Raw genomic sequence first — 19,353 nt, forward strand, 5'->3', positions numbered from 1 at the left:
TCAAAGATCGGCCAAGTGCCCGTCATGCGACGTTCGCGTGCAGATTGCAGCATCGCTCAAGGCGTGTCGAGGGCCGCGTCAGATCGGCAGCATTGTGCTGATTTCGTCATCGATCGCGCGGCAAAAGATCAATCGCCGTCACGTCGATGCGTTCAAAGTCTGGCCGTCCCAGTGACACAACTGCCTATCCAATAACTCACAAGAAGGCGATGCCATGTCAGGCCAAGGCAAGTTCAAAAAACAGCTTTCACTGATCGACCTCACATTTATCGGGCTGGGTGCGATCTTCGGCTCCGGCTGGTTGTTCGCGGCCAGTCACGTGTCCGCAATTGCCGGGCCGGCGGGAATTTTCTCCTGGCTGCTGGGCGGTTTCGCCGTGTTGCTGCTGGGCATCGTCTATTGCGAACTGGGCGCGGCACTCCCGCGCGCCGGCGGTGTGGTGCGTTATCCGGTTTACTCGCACGGGCCGCTGCTCGGCTACTTGATGGGCTTCATCACCCTGATCGCGTTCTCAAGTCTGGTGGCGATCGAAGTGGTTGCCTCGCGTCAGTACGCCGCCGCGTGGTTTCCCGGGCTGACCAAGGCGGGCACAGGCGATCCGACGATATTGGGCTGGATGGTCCAGTTCGGCCTGCTCTGCGTGTTTTTCCTGCTCAACTACCGCAGCGTGAAGACCTTCGCCAAGGCCAACAACCTGGTCAGCGTGTTCAAGTTCATCGTGCCGCTGCTGGTGATCGGCGTGCTGTTTACCTTCTTCAAACCGGCAAACTTTCAGGTGCAGGGTTTTGCCCCGTTCGGCTTGTCCGGTATCGAAATGGCTGTGTCGGCGGGCGGCGTGATTTTCGCGTATCTGGGGCTGACACCGATCATCTCGGTGGCCAGTGAAGTGAAGAATCCGCAGCGCACCATTCCCATCGCGTTGATCCTCTCGGTGCTGCTGTCGACGTTGATTTATGTGCTGCTGCAAATGGCCTTTCTCGGCAGTATTCCGACAGAAATGCTCGCCAACGGCTGGGCCGGCATCAGTAAGGAATTTGCCCTGCCGTACCGCGACATCGCACTGGCATTGGGTGTGGGTTGGCTGGCCTGGCTGGTGGTCGCCGACGCGGTGATTTCGCCGAGCGGCTGCGGCAACATCTACATGAATGCGACCCCACGGGTGATCTACGGTTGGGCGCAAACCGGGACGTTCTTCAAGGTTTTCACCCACATCGATGAAAAGTCCGGGATCCCGCGCCCGGCGCTGTGGCTGACCTTCGCCCTGTCGGTGTTCTGGACCCTGCCGTTCCCGTCGTGGGAAGCGCTGATCAACGTGGTCTCCGCCGCATTGGTGTTGAGCTACGCCGTGGCACCGGTGTCGGTGGCAGCGCTGCGCCGCAATGCGCCGAACATGCCGCGCCCGTTCCGGGTCAAGTGCATGGGCGTGCTCGGCCCGGTGTCGTTCATCATCGCAGCGCTGATCGTTTACTGGTCGGGCTGGAACACCGTGTCGTGGCTGCTCGGCCTGCAGATCCTGATGTTCGTTGTGTATCTGCTCTGTGGCCGTTTCGTGCCGACCGCTCACCTCAATCTGGCCCGCCAGGTGCGCAGCTCGGCATGGCTGATCGCCTTCTACGCGGTGACCATCGTGCTGTCGAAACTCGGCACCTTTGGTGGCCTCGGCATCCTCGCTCATCCGTTCGACACGATCGTCGTCGCTGCATGTGCCACCGGCATTTATTACTGGGGCGCCGCGACCGGTGTACCGGCGCATCTGGTGCGTCTTGAAGAGGACGACGAAGAAAGCGAAGTCGTCGCCCCCGCCTCGAGCGTGTCTGCGCGCCCTGCCGGCGCTTACTGAAATCACCTAAAGGAATCTATCCATGAAAGCACTACACGTCATTGATTCCCACACCGGCGGTGAACCCACGCGTCTGGTGATGACAGGCTTCCCCGATCTGCCCGGCAACAGCATGGTGGAAAAACGCGACGCGCTGCGCACTCAGCATGATCAATGGCGCCGCGCCTGCCTGCTGGAACCGCGCGGCAACGATGTGCTGGTCGGCGCGTTGTATTGCGAGCCGGTTTCGCCGGACGCCACGTGCGGGGTGATTTTCTTCAACAACGCCGGTTATCTAGGCATGTGCGGCCACGGCACCATCGGGCTGATCAATTCATTGCAGTACCTGGGAAAAATCCAGCCGGGCGTACACAAGATCGACACCCCCGTCGGCCCGGTCAGCGCCACGCTGCATGAGGACGGATCGGTGACTTTGGGCAACGTACCCGCCTACCGCCATCGCAAACAGGTGCCGGTGGAGGTGCCGGGTTACGGCCGCGTATTCGGCGATATCGCTTACGGTGGCAACTGGTTTTTCCTCGTCTCCGAGCACGGCCAGACCCTGAACATGGACAACGTCGAACACCTCACGGCGTACACCTGGGCGATGCTCAAGGCCCTCGAAGATCAAGGCATTTATGGCGAGGACGGCGCCGTCATCGACCACATCGAACTGTTCGCCGACGACGCCAACGCCGACAGCCGCAACTTCGTCATGTGCCCCGGCAAAGCCTACGACCGCTCACCGTGCGGCACCGGCACCAGCGCCAAACTCGCCTGCCTTGCCGCCGACGACAAGCTGCAACCCGGCGCGACCTGGGTGCAGGCGAGCATCACCGGCAGCCAGTTCGAAGGCCGCTTCGAATGGGACGGCGAACGAGTCCGCCCGTTCATCACCGGCCGCGCCTACATGACCGCCGACAGCACCTTGCTGATCGACGAAGCAGACCCGTTCGCGTGGGGCATCTGAGCCGCCGCGCAGACTTTTCAGCGTAATTTGAATGATGTGCCAAGGAGTTAAAACAATGAGCGACAACATCTTCACCGGTTGCATGCCGGCCCTGATGACCCCGTGCACCGCCCAACGCAAACCGGACTTCGACGCCTTGGTAGCCAAGGGTCGCGAGCTGATCGATATCGGCATGAGCGCCGTGGTTTATTGCGGCTCGATGGGCGACTGGCCGCTGCTCACCGAGGCCGAGCGTCAAGAAGGCGTGGCGCGTCTGGTGGCGGCGGGAATTCCGACGATTGTCGGTACCGGCGCGGTGAATTCCCGCGAAGCGGTTGCCCATGCCGCGCATGCCGCGAAAGTCGGCGCACAGGGCTTGATGGTGATTCCCCGCGTGCTGTCCCGGGGTGCTTCGGCGACTGCGCAGAAGGCGCACTTCGCGGCGATTCTGCAAGCGGCGCCGAAGCTGCCGGCGGTGATCTACAACAGCCCTTACTACGGCTTCGCGACCCGCGCCGAGCTGTTCTTCGAACTGCGCCGCGAGTACCCGAACCTGATCGGCTTCAAGGAGTTTGGCGGTGGCGTCGACCTGCGTTACGCCGCCGAAAACATCACCTCCAAGGACGATGACGTGACCCTGATGGTCGGGGTCGACACGCAAGTGGTGCACGGTTTCGTCAACTGCAACGCCACCGGCGCCATCACCGGTATCGGCAACGCCCTGCCCCGTGAAGTGCTGCAACTGGTGGCGCTGAGCAAGCTGGCGGCCAAAGGTGATGCCAAAGCTCGTCGTCAGGCACGGGAGCTGGAATCGGCGCTGGCGGTGCTGTCGTCGTTCGATGAAGGCTGCGACCTGGTGCTGTATTACAAGCACTTGATGGTGCTCAACGGTGACAAGGAATACACCCTGCACTTTAACGAGAGCGATGCGTTGAGTGACTCGCAGCGTCGTTATGCCGAGAAGCAGTATTCGCTGTTCCGTCATTGGTACGAGAACTGGTCGGCGGAACAGAACTTCGCCTGACACGCCCTCACCTGCCGCGAAAACCGCGGCAGGTACTTCTCATTTTTATCAGGAAGACACCATGACTCTGACGGGCCACATGTTGATCGGGCAGCACACGGTTGCGGGTAATCGCGCCGCCATTCACGGGATCAACCCGGCCACCGATGAACCGCTGGAACCGGCGTATGCCGGTGGGTCGGCCGAGCATGTCGAACAGGCCTGCGCGCTGGCCTGGGCAGCGTTCGATGGGTATCGCGAGACAGCTCTGAATGTTCGCGCCGAATTTCTCGAAAGCATTGCCGAGCAAATCGAAGCCCTCGGTGAGGAGCTGATTGACCGCGCGCACGCCGAAACCGGCCTGCCACGCCCGCGTTTGACCGGTGAGCGCGGCCGCACCTGCCAGCAATTGCGCCTGTTCGCCCGCACGGTGCGAGCCGGCGAATGGCTGGACGTGCGCGTCGACACCGCGCAGCCGCAACGTCAGCCGTTGCCGCGTTCCGATCTGCGTCAACGGCAGATTGCGCTGGGGCCGGTAGCCGTGTTTGGCGCGAGTAACTTCCCGTTGGCGTTCTCGGTGGCGGGCGGTGACACGGCGTCGGCACTGGCTGCCGGTTGTCCGGTAATCGTCAAGGCGCACAGTGCGCATCCCGGCACCAGTGAGCTGGTCGGCCGTGCGGTCGCTCGGGCGGTAACAGCCTGTGGTTTGCCACACGGCGTATTTTCGTTGCTGTACGGTTCCGGGCGCGAAGTGGGCATTGCGCTGGTCGCTGATCGGCGCATCAAAGCGGTGGGTTTTACCGGCTCGCGCAGCGGTGGTTTGGCACTGAGCCAAGCGGCACAGGCGCGTCCCGAGCCGATTCCGCTGTATGCGGAAATGAGTTCGATCAACCCGGTGTTGCTGTTTCCGGCGGCGTTGCGCAATCGCGCGCCAGCGCTGGCGCAAGGTTTTGTTGCCTCGCTGACGCTGGGTGCAGGGCAATTCTGTACCAACCCGGGACTGGTGATTGCCCGCAAGGGCCCAGCACTGGATGCATTTATCGCCGCCGCTGGCGAACACATTCAGCGCAGTCCGGCGCAGACCATGCTTACGCCTGGCATCTTCAGCGCCTATGCGTCTGGCGTGAACGCACTGGCCGAGAACGCGCGGGCGAAGCTTGCCGCCAGCGGCCAACCCGCCACCGGGCCGAATCAATGTCAGGCCCATCTGTTCGTCACCGAGGCTGTGGATTTTCTCACGGATCAGACCCTGCAAGCCGAGGTGTTCGGTGCCGCCTCGCTGATCGTGCAGTGCGCCAGTGACGAAGAAGTTCGTCAAGTCAGCGAGCATCTGGAAGGTCAACTGACGGCCACCTTGCACCTCGATGATGACGATGTCGCTCAAGCCCGCGCATTGCTGCCAACGCTGGAGCGCAAGGCCGGTCGCCTGCTGATCAATGGCTGGCCGACCGGTGTCGAAGTCTGCGAGGCGATGGTGCATGGCGGGCCATTCCCGGCCACGTCCGATGCACGCGCCACGTCGGTGGGCACGGCGGCGATCCTGCGTTTCCTGCGGCCGGTCTGCTACCAGGATTTCCCCGAAAGCTTGTTGCCCAGCGCGCTGCAACAGGCCAATCCACTGCAGGTGCGGCGTCTGCTCGATGGCCATAGGGAAGCGCAGCACCATGGCGAATAACGTTTCCCACGACATCGCCGTGGTCGGCGCCGGCATCATCGGCGTCGCCTGCGCGCTGCGTCTGGCTCGCCAGGGTTTGCGGGTAGTGGTGATCGATCAACAGCTACCGGGCCAGGGTGCCTCGTTCGGCAATGCCGGGCATCTGGCGACGGAGCAAGTGTTTCCAATCGCCGATGCAACAATTCTCAAACGCTTGCCGGCCATGCTTATGGACCCGATGGGGCCGTTGCGGCTGGACTGGCAGTACCTGCCGCGCGCCCTGCCGTGGTTCACCCGACTGCTGTTGAATCTGCGCCCGGCGCCTTTTCAGAACACCGTTGCCGGTTTGCGCGCGCTGAATGAAAGCAGTCTGGATGCCTGGCACCGTTTGCTCAGCGACATCAAGCGGCCAGACCTGCTCAAGGTGGACGGATCGTTATTGGTGTTCGAACGTGCCGAGGCGCGTCAGGCCATCGACGCGCTGCAAACAAAGATGCGCCAGCAAAATGTGCCGGTCGACTTCTGGCAGGCCGCCACGGTTCGCGAGACGGCGCCGCAACTCAGTGACCGGATTCAGGGCGGTTTGTTCTTCCCACGCACCGGACACTTCATCGATCCGTACCGTGTGGTGTGTGAATTGGTCGAAGCGGCAAAGGCCAGCGGCGTGAGTTTTGTGCAACAACAGGTTCAGGGCGGCTCTGCGCAGGAACACGGCGTTTCGCTGATCACCGGCTCAGGTGAACTGACCGCAAGCCGCGTGCTGATCGCCTGCGGCGCGCACTCGGCGAAGCTGACCACGGCATTGACCGGCAAAAAAGTGCCGCTGGACACCGAGCGCGGTTATCACCTGATGCTGCCTCACGAACATGACCGACTGCCCTTCCCCGTCACCTCGCTGGAGCGCAAGTTCATCATGACGCCAATGTCCGAGGGCTTGCGCCTGGCCGGAACTGTCGAGTTCGCCGGGCTTACGAAACCACCGAACATGGCACGCGCATGGCAGTTGCAACGGTTGAGTCAGGGCTTGTTTCGCAAGGACCTGAACGTGGAAGCCGCGACGCCGTGGATGGGCTTTCGACCTTCGTTGCCAGATTCATTGCCGGTGATTGATCAGGTGTGTGATGGCAGGGTGTTGCTTGCGTTTGGGCATCAGCATCTGGGGCTGACGCAGGCGGCGGTGACGGCGGAGATGGTGGTGCGGATGGTTATGCCGGTGGCGCACGATGCTTGCACGCTGCCGATCAACAAACCGTACAGGCTGGATCGTTTTTGAGCGGAGTTCCTGCTCCTGCGCCGCAAGCCTGCTGTCCAGTGCAGGCTTGCGGAGCGCTCTGACAGATTTGCCGCGCCATGGAGACTCGGAGGTTACGAAGGCATTAACCAATGCCGCTCAGTGGTCCATCCCAGAAAAACCTTGGCGCCCTCATGTTCCTGACGACTCAAGGTCAGCCGATGCCCGTTAACGGCGACGCGCAAACCAACCATGGCGGGCAGAAATCTTTCCCGGAATTCACTCGATTGGGCTGCAAAATGCGACTCAAGACTGTCGAGCGCCGAACGCACCCGTTCGCCATCCAGCATCGACAGATAAAACACCATCTGGCGCCAGGCATACGCTGAATTTTTCAACATTAGCAGACGGCCATGGTAGTGCTCGATGTGCATTTGTTGCCGCTTGCAAACCCACTCGAAGCACGCAAGGGCCAGCGCACCCAAACGGTGATGCAGTAGCGCTTTCAGATTCAATTCGCCAAACAACGGCGCGAGGTTTTGTGTTGTCAGAATCTGTTGCTGTTCGAGGATCGTGCCGTTGACCGCTGGCTGCCATGTGCCCAAGGTGGCGTTTGCGCGCCGCGCGCACAGCGTCGCCAAGGCATCCGGGCCGTTTCTTTTGTGCCGCGATCGGCGCTGATCGGGGAGGTCTGCCAGCTCATCCGTATCAATGTCGTAATAGCGGGCGTAAAGCGTGCCGGCTATCAGCCTTGCCGATTGCCTGGCCGCTCTTGTGAACTTGTTGGAGAAAGCGCCCATGAAGATGTCAGCCGCCACCTCTTCGACGAAGGGAAGATCCAGCTTCGCCGTTTCAGCCAGTGAAACAAACTCCTGCAGCAGCTTGTTCGGAAGAATTGCCTGCGCAAATGCATTGAGGGTCATTGCAGAGGCTTCGACCAACGTCTGTCGGGCGCCCGCAGTGGCCATGCCGCTGTCCTCACGTTCACTCTCTATAGCGGCGACCCAAGGTAACTCGACAATTTTGACCTGACTTTGCAGGTTGAGCAGCAACAATGACCGCCGACGGCGGAAGGCACGATACGTGGCACCTGCCAGCGCCTGCAGCGTCTTGTCTTGATATCCGGCGCTACAGATTTCAGCCGTCATGGCTGGCAAAACCTGCGCCACAGTATCGCCAGATGAAATCAAGCCATGGTCAATCAACTCGGCGATTGTGCCTTTGCGGCAACGTTCGAGACGCCGACGAACAGCAGACGGAATAATCGCCCCAACGGTCAGCGCGTAATGCTTGGCTTCTGCATCGGCGATGGGTATCAGCAGCGGCGAAAAGTCACTGACACCGTCCGCCCCCGGATAACTTGCCAGACGCGCCGCAACAACCCGCGCAACCAAATGATGCCCCGGGGCCGCCACGTGATTGCGCTGCTCTGCTCGTTTGATGGAATGTGCGTCGGATTCGGGATGACCGTGTTTGGCGACAAAATCATCGACAATTTGCCGGATACGACCGACGTGTCGGCCCGTCAGCGAGGCTTGATCACGGAAACACTGCGCGAGTAACGCAAACAGCTCCGCTGACCGGGTCTTGAATGGACCATTGCTGTGAAGTTCAACGCCACAGGTTTCAGCGATCTGCGTTCCAAGTGCAGTTGCGCGCTCGAACCAACCTTCAGGAAAGTGTCTGCAAGGCCAGCCATCCTGATACGTCAACAGAAACAGCGAGACCGTTGCGTCGTAGAGAGGCAGGCGATTTTCAACGACGTGCTTTTGCATGGCCAGACGGGGTTGAGCCAATTGCTGCGCCAATTGCTGCCTGACACTGGCGGTGTCAAAAACGTGCACCTCGGCCGTCGAAATCGGCGGCTCATCGACGGCGGTCGGGAAGAAACGCAGGCGATCGAAGAACGGCGCGATCTGCTCGATCAGCGTTCGTGCTTCGTCAGTACGCTGATGCTGCAGAAGCCATGACACTGTCAGCAGCGCAGCTTCCTCCGGGACATCGATCTGATAATTGCCTTTCGCTAAACGCGCTTGCAGCGCTGCAATACCCGCATCCGAAAGATGCCAGACATTGAGATCGAGCCGCTCATGGCCTGCACGAATACCGGGGATCGACGCAGCCAACTGTTGCTCATAAGCAGTCAAGTTGCCACCGGCCAAGAGCTGCCCAGTGGCAAAGCCCCCCGTAGCCACTTCCAGTGTGACCCACGCCGGTATATCGGCGAACGGCACGCGCGAACCGTGCTGTGCGCTGCCCTGCATCAGATGCTCGACAACCCGCAGCCAACGTTCGATGCGCCTGCGTGCCTGTGGGTCAGCGTCGCTCGGCGAAGCGGTCAACGCTCGGGAGAGTTGATACACCGCATAACCGGCATTCACTCCACCGCGCTCGTCGAAATCACTGTCGTGCCTGGACATACTTCCTTGTGACCCTGAAATGTAATGGGTCCGGGGGCTGGATTCGAACCAGCGCCCACCCGGTTAAGAGCCGAGTGTTCTACCGCTGAACTACCCCGGAACAGAGCGCGCATTGTCGACCAGCCACGAACGGATGTGAAGCCCGGCGCTGCGGTTTCTATTGCGAAATAAATCTGCGAGCACGCAGCATCACACAGAGGCTCCCGACAGGTTTTTAATCAGTCGTAAAACGCCTCGACCGCCACCCGACTCCCGACAAAAAAACTATCCGCCACCAAGCGCAACGGCTGCACATCCAGGTCACGGGCCTTATCACCAATCAACTGCTGGAAATGCCGATAAACCGCCGCGTACTCACCCTCCTCCGACACCGACTGACGCACGCCGTCGATGCTCAACAACGCGCCGCCGTTGTCCAGACGCAAAACACCTTCGGCGCAACGAACCTCAATGCTCCACAGCTCATCATGCCCATGGTCGAAATCGAACTCCGCACGCACATCAAGCTGACGTGCGTCAGACATTTTGATCGACGCGGCAATCGGCGACTGGCAGTTGTTCGGTACGCGCAGTTCGGCGGATTCGACGAACAGGGGCAGCGGTAGCAGATGAGTGACGATCGACAAGGCGTTGATACCCGGATCGAACACGCCGAGGCCGCCGGGTTGCCAGATCCAGGTCTGGCCGGGGTGCCATTTGCGCACGTCTTCTTTCCAGTCGATCTGTACGCTTTGCAGGGTGCGGGTGGCGAGCCAGTCTCGCGCGATCTGGATGCCGGGCGCGTAGCGTGAATGCCAGGCGAATAACGCGCTGACACCCTGCGCCGCCGCCAGATCCACCAATGCCAACGCCTCGCCCAACGTGGCGCACGGCGGCTTTTCCACCAGCACATGCTTGCCAGCGGCGAGCGCTTCTTGCACCAGGGCAAAGCGCCCTTGCGGCGGCGTGCAGAAGGCAATCGCGTCAACCTGCGGGCCGTTCTCCAGCAATTCGCTCAGGGAATGGAAATTCTCGACACCGGGGCAAGGCTTGCCCTGGGTGGCGACAGACACCAACTGAAAAGCTGGATTGGCGTTGATCGCCGGGACGTGTTGATCCTGGGCAATCTTGCCGTAGCCCACCAGACCGAGACGGATCGGTTGCATCAGTGACTCCTGTTTTTATTGTTGTCAGCGAGCCGGCAGATTACCCGCAAACAGCGTGAGCGTCTGTCACCGCAACGTCACAAGCCCTCGCAGGATCAGGCAACGATTGCACAGGAATGCACTACTGCTCCGCGCCGCAGAACATCAAGAATGGTTTCACGACCCACCGATTGAGGATGTTCCCATGCTCGTACATGCCTACGGCGCCCACGCTGGCGACAAACCCCTTGAGCCGATGCAGATCAACCGCCGCGCCCCTGCCGCCCATGATGTGCAGATCGATATCGCCTTCTGCGGCATCTGCCATTCGGACTTGCATCAAGTGCGCGCCGAGTGGGCTGGCACGCAGTTTCCTTGCGTACCGGGGCACGAAATTGTCGGTCGGGTTTCGGCGGTCGGCGCGCATGTCGCGGACTTCAAAGTCGGCGATCTGGTCGGCGTCGGCTGCATCGTCGACAGCTGCAAACATTGTGATGATTGCGAAACCGGCCTGGAAAACTACTGCGACGGCATGATCGGCACCTACAACTTCCCGACCCCGGACTCACCGGGCTGGACGCTCGGCGGCTACTCGCAAAACATCGTCGTGCATGAGCGCTACGTGTTGCGCATTCGCCATCCCGAAGCGCAATTGGCCGCCGTCGCGCCACTGCTGTGTGCCGGTATTACCACCTACTCGCCGCTGCGTCAGTGGAATGCCGGGCCGGGTAAAAAAGTCGGCGTGGTCGGCATCGGTGGTCTCGGCCACATGGGCATCAAACTGGCTCACGCCTTGGGTGCGCATGTCGTCGCCTTCACCACGTCTGAATCCAAACGAGAAGCGGCAAAAGCGTTGGGCGCCGATGAAGTGGTGGTGTCGCGCAATCCCGAAGAAATGGCTGCGCACACCAAGAGCTTCGACTTGATCCTCAACACCGTCGCCGCGCCGCACGATCTCGATGCGTTTCTGGTGCTGCTCAAGCGTGATGGTGCGTTGACGCTGGTCGGTGCGCCGGCCACCTCGCACCCGTCGCCGAACGTGTTCAACCTGATCATGAAGCGCCGCACGATTGCCGGTTCGATGATCGGAGGCATCCCTGAAACCCAGGAAATGCTCGACTTCTGCGCCGAGCACGGCATCGTCTCCGACATCGAACTGATCCGCGCCGATCAGATCAACGACGCCTACGAGCGCATGCTCAAGGGCGATGTGAAATATCGTTTCGTGATCGACAACGCGACATTGGCTGAGTAAACCCCAGCGGCCCTGGCAGTTCTGCGCACGCGGATCTGCCAGACGCCAGCGACGATTCTGTCGGCGGCATTTGACAGCGTCGGCATTGCTCGCCAGAGTCGCCCCCCTTTGCCTGCCAAAGATGCCGCAGCACAGGGGTTGCCGTTGAACGAACAGACATTGTCCATGCGCCTGGAACGCGTGGCCGCACACATTCCGGCCGGCGCACGGCTGGCCGATATTGGCTCGGATCACGCTTATCTGCCCGTGGCGCTGATGCGCCGTGGTGCCATCGAGGCCGCAGTGGCGGGCGAAGTCGCATTGACGCCGTTTCATGCCGCGCAACGCACCGTGCGCGAGAACGATCTGCACACCCGCATCATCGTGCGCCAGGCCAATGGTCTGGCGGCGATCAAGCCCGCCGATGCGATCACCGCGATCAGCATCTGCGGCATGGGTGGCGAAACCATCCGTGACATTCTCGACAGCGGCAAGGCGCACCTGAGCGGCCGCGAACGCCTGATCCTGCAACCCAATGGCGGCGAGCAACCCTTGCGTCAATGGTTGATGGATAACGACTACTGCATCCTCAGCGAAGAACTGCTGCGGGAAAACCGCTTCGACTACGAAATCATCGTCGCCGAGCGCGTCGGCCCGGTGACGTACACGGCTCAGGAGCTGTACTTCGGACCCTTGCAGATGCAGGCGCGCAGCCCCGCTTTTCTGAGCAAATGGCAGCGCAAGCTACAACACAAACGAAAAACCCTCAGCCAACTTACCCAGGCCCGACAAGCTTTGCCGGCAGACAAAGCCGATGAGCTTGCCCGAGAGGCGCAGTGGATCACTGAACTGCTGACCTGAACGGCTCGTGGCTGATAGGAATAGGCAATGCTCGAAGACGAACCGGCATAGGTCGGCGTTTTGCGGCTCGTTACCATGACGCCACACCCAAGCATTGGAGTCGCTCATGAGCCGCACGAAAACCCTGTTCATCACTGGCGTCAGCAGTGGCTTCGGCCACGCGCTGGCTAGAGAAGCACTCGCAGCGGGCCATCGCGTGATCGGCACGGTGCGCAGTGAAGCCGACTTGCAGGCCTTTCAGGCGCTGTCCATGGATAACGCGTATGGCGTGGTCCTCGATGTCACCGATTTTGCGCGGATCGACAGCGTGGTCATGGCGGTTGAAGCCACGCACGGCCCGGTCGATGTGTTGGTCAACAATGCCGGCTACGGCCACGAAGGCATCTTCGAAGAGTCGCCGCTGGAAGACATGCGTCGGCAGTTCGAGGTCAACGTCTTCGGCGCGGTGGCGGTGACCAAGGCGTTTGTGCCGTTTTTCCGCCAGCGCCGCGCCGGGCATATTCTCAACATCACCTCGATGGGCGGCACGATCACCATGCCGGGCATCTCGTATTACTGCGCGAGCAAGTTTGCGCTCGAAGGCATCTCCGATACGCTGAGCAAAGAGCTGCGGCCTTTCAATATCTTTGTCACCGCCGTGGCCCCGGGCTCGTTTCGCACCGATTGGGCCGGTCGCTCGATGCAACGCACGACGCGCAGCATTGCCGACTATGACGCCAGTTTCGATCCGATCCGCAAGGCACGGGAAGACAAGAGCGGCAAGCAACTTGGTGACCCGCAAAAGGCCGCACAGGCCATGCTGCAAATTATCGACAGCCGTGCGCCGCCCGCGCATTTGCTGTTGGGCAGTGACGCATTGCGGTTGGTGCGCGACAAGCTCCAACACGCGGCCGCCGAAATCGATCAATGGGAAGCGTTGACCCGCTCCACCGATCATTGAGGGAGTATTCAATGCAGCAGGCCGATTCGACGAGCGCACGCATGGTGCAGTTGCTGGAGACCCTCGCGCCGGTCGAGGGCTATAACCTCAGCGCCCTTGAGGAGGTGCGTTTCCTGCGCTCGAATCGGCCGTTGACGCGCACGCCGGTGCTTTACGATCCGGGCATCGTGATTTTGTGTCAGGGCCGCAAGCGCGGTTATCTGGGTGAAGACATCTACGTCTATGACGCCCAGCATTATCTGGTGGTATCGGTGCCGATCCCGTTCACCATGGAAACCGACGCCACGGCCGCCGAGCCGATGCTCGCCATTTATATGCGCCTGGATCTGCAACTGGCCAGCGAGTTGATGCTGCAAGTCGACGAGATCCATGGTGTCAGCGATGCGCCGCCCAAAGGCATGTACGCCTCGCCGATGGACGACTCACTGCGCGAGTCGACCTTGCGCTTTCTGCAAGCGATGAGCGTGGCCGGCGAGGCGCAGATTCTCGGGCCGGCGCTGCTGCGGGAAATCTATTACCGCATCCTCACCGGCGAGCAAGGTGGCTCGATGCGTGCCGCGCTCAATCGGCAGGGGCACTTCGGCCAGGTCAGCCGCGCGATCCGCAAGATCCACAGTTGTTATCAGCAACGTCTGGACGTCGAGCAACTGGCCCAGGAAGCGAGCATGAGCGTGCCGAGTTTTCACCTGCATTTTCGCAACGTCACCGACGCCTCGCCCATGCAATACCTGAAGTCGACGCGGCTGCACCAGGCGCGCCTGTTGATGTTGCGCCATGCCATGAGCGCGTCGGCCGCGGCGTTCAACGTCGGCTATGAAAGCGCCTCGCAGTTCAGTCGCGAGTTCAAACGCTTTTTCGGCCGCACCCCGCAGGCCGAGATTGAATGGATGAAAGCCACGTATGCGCTACCGGCGCCGGCAACGCCTTCACTCTATGTTTCGTCGCATTAGTCACTTCACCAAAACCCCCATACCGATGGCACGGCGTGCTGTGGTAAACAGAGAGCGGAATGTCGGTTGATCCTCGGTGTAATCAAACATGAAGCGTCACTTTGATGACTTGCAATTGGGCAGTATCGAACTCTTTTGTCTCGCCGCCGAGGCCGGTAGTTTCACTGCCGCCGCCCAGCTTGCCGGGGTGACACCGGCAGCGGTGAGCCGCTCGATTCTGCGTCTGGAGAAGCGCCTCGGCTCGCGGCTGTTTGCCCGCACCACGCGCAGCATTCGCCTGACCGAGGCCGGGAAAAAGTTTTTCGAACACTGTAGTCAGGCACTGGCGCAATTGGTCGAAGCGCAACAAGAAGTCATGGGCGCGCAAACCTCGCCCTCGGGACGCCTGCGTATCAGCCTGCCCACCACCTACGGCCATCACCGCATCCTGCCGCTGCTGCCAAAGTTTCGCGCGCTGTACCCGCACGTCACCGTCGACATCCACTTGGGCAATCGCAACATCGACTTTGTCGAGGAAGGCTACGACCTGGCGATCCGCGTCCGTGCCCAACCGGACTCGAGCCTGATTGCCCGGTTGCTCGAAGACGCCAAACTGGTGGTGGTCGCCGCGCCCGAATATTTGCGCAAGGCCGGTACCCCGCAGACGCTGGAGGATCTGCTTGAGCACGAGTGCATCCAGTTCGAACTGCCCAGCAGCGGGCGGCGGATTTCCTGGTTGTTTCAGGAGGATGGCAAGGATCGAGAGGTGATGTCCGACGGCGGTTATTCTTGTTCCGACGACGTGCTGGGCGGCGTCACGCTTGCCAAACACGCTGCCGGGCTGTTTCAGACGTACAAGTTTATCGTCGAAGAAGAGTTGGCTGATGGTCGTCTGGTCGAGGTGTTGCAACCGTACCGCGGCCGCTCGCGACCTTATACATTGCTGTACCCGCATGGTCGTCATGTGCCGCAACGGGTGCGGGCGTTTGTGGATTTTCTGCTGGAATTTCGTGATGAGTGGGCGGCGCCCTAACCACAGTGTCGGCGTAATCGCCCGACATTAACGTTGGGACATTGCACTGGCTCTGGCGACGCAGGTAGTATTGAGAGAGATTCTCACTAACATCTGGAAAGTCGACCAGTGCAATCTCCTCCGTCCAGCAAGCTGGGATTCTTTTTCAGCGACCATCACCGTTGGCTGCTGCAACACATCAATCGGCAGGTGCGCAATCACGCGGACGCCGAGGACACCGCCGCCGATACCTTTTGCCAATTGCTGGTGGCGCGCGTCGACCCGGACAGCATCGAGCAACCGCGCGCGTACCTGTCGACCATTGCGCGCCGCCTGATATTCGATCGTCATCGCCGGCGCAAACTGGAACTCGCCTACCTTGAGCGTTTGTCGACGCTGCCCGAGGTGCTGGTGCCCTCCCCCGAAGAACAACTGCAACTGATTGAGGCGCTGGTCGCCATCGACCGGGCGATCGATGGTTTGCCGCTGATCGTCAAAGCCACGTTCCTCTACAGCCAACTGGACGGCTTGAGCTACGTGGCGATTGCGCAAAAACTCGGGCTGTCGGAGCGTACGGTCAGCCGCTACATGAAGCAGGCCTTGCGCCAGTGCTACCTGTGCGAAATGGCCTCATGAGCAAGCCGCGCCTGGACCCGGTCAGTGAGCAAGCCATCGACTGGATGGTCAAGCTTCGCGCCGGCACGCCCGACCTCGCCCTGCAGGAGCGCTTCAACGCCTGGCTGGCCAGCGATCGCGCAAACAGCCAGGCGTGGGACAAACTGCAGGAACGTCTCGGTGGCTCGTTCAACACCGTGCGCACGCTGGATCGACGCTTGCCCGGCCAAGCCAGCGAAGCCCGTCAGGTTTTACTGCAGCCACAGGCTTCGCGCCGCGACGCCCTGCGCGTGATCGCCGGCCTGGGCCTGCTCGGCGGCAGCCTGTGGCTGGGCAGCAAAAGTCAGTTCGGTGAATCGTTGCTGGCTGACCTGCACACCGGGCGTGGCCAGCGCCAGAGCTTCAATCTGAGCGATGGCAGCCGCCTGAGCCTGAACGCCGACAGTGCCGTCGACCTGCGCTTCGACGGTCAGCAACGCGTGCTCATTTTGCGCCACGGTGAACTGATCATCGACGTCGCTGCCGATCCGCGCCGCCCGCTGATCGTGCGCACGGCCGAAGGCGAAATGCGCGCCTTGGGCACGCGCTTTCTCGTTGCGCAGGAGCAGGACGCCAGTCGCCTCGTGGTGTTGCAGCACTCGGTCGAAGCGCGGCTGTTCGACGGCACCACGCAAATCGTCAAGGAAGGTCAGGCGGTGCTGCTCTCTTCGCACCACATCACGTTCGCCAGCGGCGATGAGCGCCGCCGCGCCGACTGGTTGAACGGCCGATTGAATGTGCTGGATGAATCTCTGGAGCAGGTGGTCGAGGCCTTGCGCCCCTACAGCCGAGGATTTGTCCGGGTTGCTCCGGACATTCGAGGCTTGCGCGTCCAGGGTGTATTCCCGCTGGACGACCCGCAGCGCACCTTCAGTGCGCTGGCCGAAACCCTGCCGATCCGTGTCGATCGCTACAGCCCGTGGCTGACGTTGATCAGTAAAAGATGAGACGGCAAAACTATTTTATGAAAATCGTTCTTGTTTGTGTCCGGTTTTCATTTCTCATCGCACCTATCTCCTGACACTTGCATAAAAACAGGAGAATGTTGTGTTCAACACGTGGCCCCGTACCCTTTCCGCTGCCGTTGCTTTGGCGACGTTGTCGGCCTCAGCGCTGGCGCAAGACCTGACGTTCAACCTGCCGGCCGGCCCTCTCGCCAGCACCCTCAACGCCATCGCCGGCCAGAGCGGGCAGATCATTTCGCTGGAGCCGGCGCTGGTCCAGGGCAAACGCGCGCCAGCGGTGATCGGGCAAATGCCGGCCGAGCAAGCGATGCAAAAAGCGCTGTCGGGCAGCGGTTTGCAGTTACGCGTGACGGGCCAAGGCAACTTCAGCGTCGAACCCGCCAGCGACAGCAGCGCCTCCCTGCAACTGGACGCCACCAACATCGTTGAACGCAGCCTCGACGCTACCACAGAAGGCTCGAACTCCTACACCGCACGCGCCGTGACCATCGGCAAAGGCACGCACACGCTCAAGGAAATTCCGCAGTCGATCACCGTGATGACGCGCAAGCAGATGGACGATCAGGATCTGGTTGATCTCAAAGACGCGGTCAACAAGACCACGGGGTTGGTCGGTTTGCAGGGCGTGGGCAAAGGCATGATCATTTCCTCACGCGGCTTTCAGATCGATGACTGGCAATACGACGGCGTGCCGATCCCGCGCAACACCTATGCCTTGGGTAACTGGGCGACTCAGGATCTGATTTTCTTCGATCGCCTGGAAATTTTGCGCGGCGCTTCCGGCCTGCTACAAGGTACTGGCAGCCCCGGCGGCGCGATCAATCTGGTGCGCAAACGCGGGCAGAATGCGCCGACCGTGACCCTCACCGGCAAGGCCGGCTCCTGGGATCACTACGGCCTGCAACTGGATGCCGGTGGCCCGCTGAACTCCACGGGCACCGTACGCGGCCGCTTCGTGGCCGACGAAGACCAGAGCCAGTCGTTCGTCGATTACGAATGGAGCAAAACCCACTCACTGTACGGCGCGCTGGACTTTGATCTGCGCGACGACACCACCCTGGGTCTGGCCATCAGCAATTCCGATGGCGAGTCACGCCCGATGATCCGTGGCCTGCCGCGCTACGCCGACGGCAAACCGCTGAATGTGCCGCGCTCCACTTATGGCGGTGCGCGCTGGAACCATCTGGACATCGACGTCACCACGCTTTATGCCGATCTGGAACACCGTTTCAACGACGATTGGGCGTTCAAGGTCGGCGCGGTGCGCATGGACGAAACCAACAAGGGCAAAAGCCAGCGTCTGCAAACCAGCGGCGACGGTATCAACCCCGATGGCAGCGGCATTCAGTACGCCGATTTCGTCACCGATTTCGATGCGACCAAACTCGGTCTCGACATGAACGTCACCGGCAAGTTTGAAGCCTTGTCCATGGCCCACGAAGTGATGCTCGGCGGCAACTACTCGAAATACACCAGTGACGACAAAATCGCCCGAACCTTCAACAACAACACCACCGATACCATTTTCGGCATCGATCACGACCGTCCGGACATCAGCTACGAAGGGATTCTCAACACACCGGGCGGCCAAGCCACGCCGAGCAAATACGAGATTCACCAAAAAGGCTTGTACGGCAGCTGGCGGATCAAGCCAATCGATCCACTGACCCTGGTGCTCGGCTCGCGCGTCAGCTGGTATGACTACAGCTATCAGTACTCGACGCAAAGAGCCTTCAACGCGGCGATCGCGCAACCGGAAAGCATCGTAACGGAAACCGGCGTGGTCACGCCGTACGCCGGTATCGTCTACGACTTGAGCCGCGAGTGGGCGGTGTACGCCAGCTACACCGATGTGTTCGAACCACAAACCAACCGCGACGTCAGCGGCAAGACGCTGAAACCGGTAGTGGGCAGCAACTACGAAGTCGGCCTCAAGGGCGAATTGATGGATGGCCGGGTCAATACCTCGCTGGCGGTGTTCCGCTATGACCAGGAAAACCGCGCCATCAACGATCTCGCCTCGGGCATGGTCTGCGACGGCTGGTATTGCTCCAACGCGGCCGGCAAAGTGCGCAGCCAGGGGATCGAGGCCGAGATCAGCGGCGAAGTCCTGAACAACCTGCAACTCTTCGCCGGCTACACCTACAACACCACCCAGTACCTGGATGACCCGGACAACGAAGGCAAAGTCTTCAGCACCTGGACGCCAAAGCACATGCTGCGCGTGTGGGGCGATTACCAGTTCAGCGGCGATTGGCAACGCGTCAGCACCGGCCTCGGTTTCACCACGCAAAGCCATACGCTGGGTTACGAACACACCTACGATGTGGCGGGCTACACCGTGTGGAGCGCGCGCCTCGGCTACCAGTTGAGCAAGGAAATCGGCCTGGCGGTCAACGCCAACAACCTGTTCGACAAGCGCTACTACGCCTCCGCGTACAACCAACTCAACGGCAACAACAACTTCGGCGACCCGCGCAATGTGATGTTCAGTGTGAAGTACACGCCGGAGTTTTGAGGCAATTACGCGAGTAAACACCGACTTGCCGTTGTCGGCA

Annotated in this window: 15 protein-coding genes and 1 tRNA gene; 13 read left to right on the plus strand and 3 right to left on the minus strand. The window is 60.9% G+C overall.

Features of this window, described 5'->3' with window-relative positions; genetic code table 11:
* Positions 1-214: 214 nt before the first annotated feature.
* The 5 genes from A8O26_RS13835 (at position 215) to A8O26_RS13855 (ending at position 6,698) form a co-directional block, all read left to right on the plus strand.
* Positions 215-1,840, plus strand: a complete 1,626-nt coding sequence (locus A8O26_RS13835; protein WP_064118535.1) for an APC family permease — start codon at positions 215-217, stop codon at positions 1,838-1,840.
* A 22-nt stretch (positions 1,841-1,862) separates the two neighbouring features.
* Positions 1,863-2,789 (plus strand): 4-hydroxyproline epimerase, encoded by a 927-nt coding sequence (locus A8O26_RS13840; protein WP_064118536.1) that lies wholly within the window; start codon positions 1,863-1,865, stop codon positions 2,787-2,789.
* A 55-nt stretch (positions 2,790-2,844) separates the two neighbouring features.
* The gene (locus tag A8O26_RS13845) at positions 2,845-3,792 is read left to right on the plus strand and encodes a dihydrodipicolinate synthase family protein (RefSeq protein ID WP_064118537.1); all 948 of its coding nucleotides are present in this window, start codon (positions 2,845-2,847) and stop codon (positions 3,790-3,792) included.
* Between the two features lie 61 nt (positions 3,793-3,853).
* A complete protein-coding gene (locus tag A8O26_RS13850; RefSeq protein WP_064118538.1) occupies positions 3,854-5,446 on the plus strand; it encodes an aldehyde dehydrogenase (NADP(+)) in 1,593 nt (530 codons plus the stop codon).
* Positions 5,436-6,698, plus strand: a complete 1,263-nt coding sequence (locus A8O26_RS13855; RefSeq protein ID WP_064118539.1) for an NAD(P)/FAD-dependent oxidoreductase — start codon at positions 5,436-5,438, stop codon at positions 6,696-6,698. Before A8O26_RS13850 ends, A8O26_RS13855 begins: the two co-directional genes overlap by 11 nt.
* A gap of 92 nt (positions 6,699-6,790) precedes the next feature.
* On the opposite strand, the gene A8O26_RS13860 is transcribed toward A8O26_RS13855, so the two are convergent.
* The 3 genes from A8O26_RS13860 to A8O26_RS13870 form a co-directional block, all read right to left on the minus strand.
* A complete protein-coding gene (locus A8O26_RS13860; protein ID WP_064118540.1) occupies positions 6,791-9,076 on the minus strand; it encodes a hypothetical protein in 2,286 nt (761 codons plus the stop codon).
* A 25-nt stretch (positions 9,077-9,101) separates the two neighbouring features.
* Positions 9,102-9,176 (minus strand) — tRNA-Lys (locus A8O26_RS13865).
* Between the two features lie 118 nt (positions 9,177-9,294).
* Positions 9,295-10,221, minus strand: coding sequence for a Gfo/Idh/MocA family protein (locus A8O26_RS13870; protein ID WP_064118541.1), 927 nt, complete (start codon positions 10,219-10,221; stop codon positions 9,295-9,297).
* 184 nt (positions 10,222-10,405) lie between these two features.
* Between A8O26_RS13870 and A8O26_RS13875 the strand changes: the two genes are divergently transcribed.
* The 8 genes from A8O26_RS13875 to A8O26_RS13910 all read left to right on the plus strand — a co-directional run bounded on the left by A8O26_RS13875 (position 10,406) and on the right by A8O26_RS13910 (position 19,313).
* Positions 10,406-11,455, plus strand: a complete 1,050-nt coding sequence (locus tag A8O26_RS13875) for an NAD(P)-dependent alcohol dehydrogenase (protein WP_064118542.1) — start codon at positions 10,406-10,408, stop codon at positions 11,453-11,455.
* A 144-nt stretch (positions 11,456-11,599) separates the two neighbouring features.
* Entirely contained in the window at positions 11,600-12,295 is a 696-nt protein-coding gene (locus A8O26_RS13880; RefSeq protein ID WP_301336276.1) for a tRNA (adenine(22)-N(1))-methyltransferase, read from the plus strand.
* 106 nt (positions 12,296-12,401) lie between these two features.
* Positions 12,402-13,235: an oxidoreductase gene (locus A8O26_RS13885; protein WP_064118544.1), complete on the plus strand. Its 834-nt coding sequence runs from the start codon at positions 12,402-12,404 to the stop codon at positions 13,233-13,235.
* Between the two features lie 11 nt (positions 13,236-13,246).
* A complete protein-coding gene (locus tag A8O26_RS13890; RefSeq protein ID WP_064118545.1) occupies positions 13,247-14,185 on the plus strand; it encodes an AraC family transcriptional regulator in 939 nt (312 codons plus the stop codon).
* Positions 14,186-14,273: 88 nt separating this feature from the next.
* Positions 14,274-15,197 (plus strand): LysR family transcriptional regulator, encoded by a 924-nt coding sequence (locus A8O26_RS13895; RefSeq protein ID WP_064118546.1) that lies wholly within the window; start codon positions 14,274-14,276, stop codon positions 15,195-15,197.
* 108 nt (positions 15,198-15,305) lie between these two features.
* Positions 15,306-15,812, plus strand: a complete 507-nt coding sequence (locus A8O26_RS13900; protein WP_064118547.1) for a sigma-70 family RNA polymerase sigma factor — start codon at positions 15,306-15,308, stop codon at positions 15,810-15,812.
* Positions 15,809-16,777, plus strand: a complete 969-nt coding sequence (locus tag A8O26_RS13905) for a FecR domain-containing protein (protein ID WP_064118548.1) — start codon at positions 15,809-15,811, stop codon at positions 16,775-16,777. The genes A8O26_RS13900 and A8O26_RS13905 overlap by 4 nt, the downstream gene beginning before the upstream one ends.
* Positions 16,778-16,877: 100 nt before the next feature.
* Positions 16,878-19,313 carry a TonB-dependent siderophore receptor gene (locus tag A8O26_RS13910; RefSeq protein WP_064118549.1) on the plus strand — a complete coding sequence of 812 codons (2,436 nt, stop codon included), beginning with the start codon at positions 16,878-16,880 and terminating at the stop codon, positions 19,311-19,313.
* The last annotated feature ends 40 nt before the right edge of the window (positions 19,314-19,353 follow it).

Origin of the sequence: Pseudomonas fluorescens (assembly GCF_001648775.1) — a bacterium.
Lineage (GTDB): Bacteria > Pseudomonadota > Gammaproteobacteria > Pseudomonadales > Pseudomonadaceae > Aquipseudomonas > Aquipseudomonas fluorescens_M.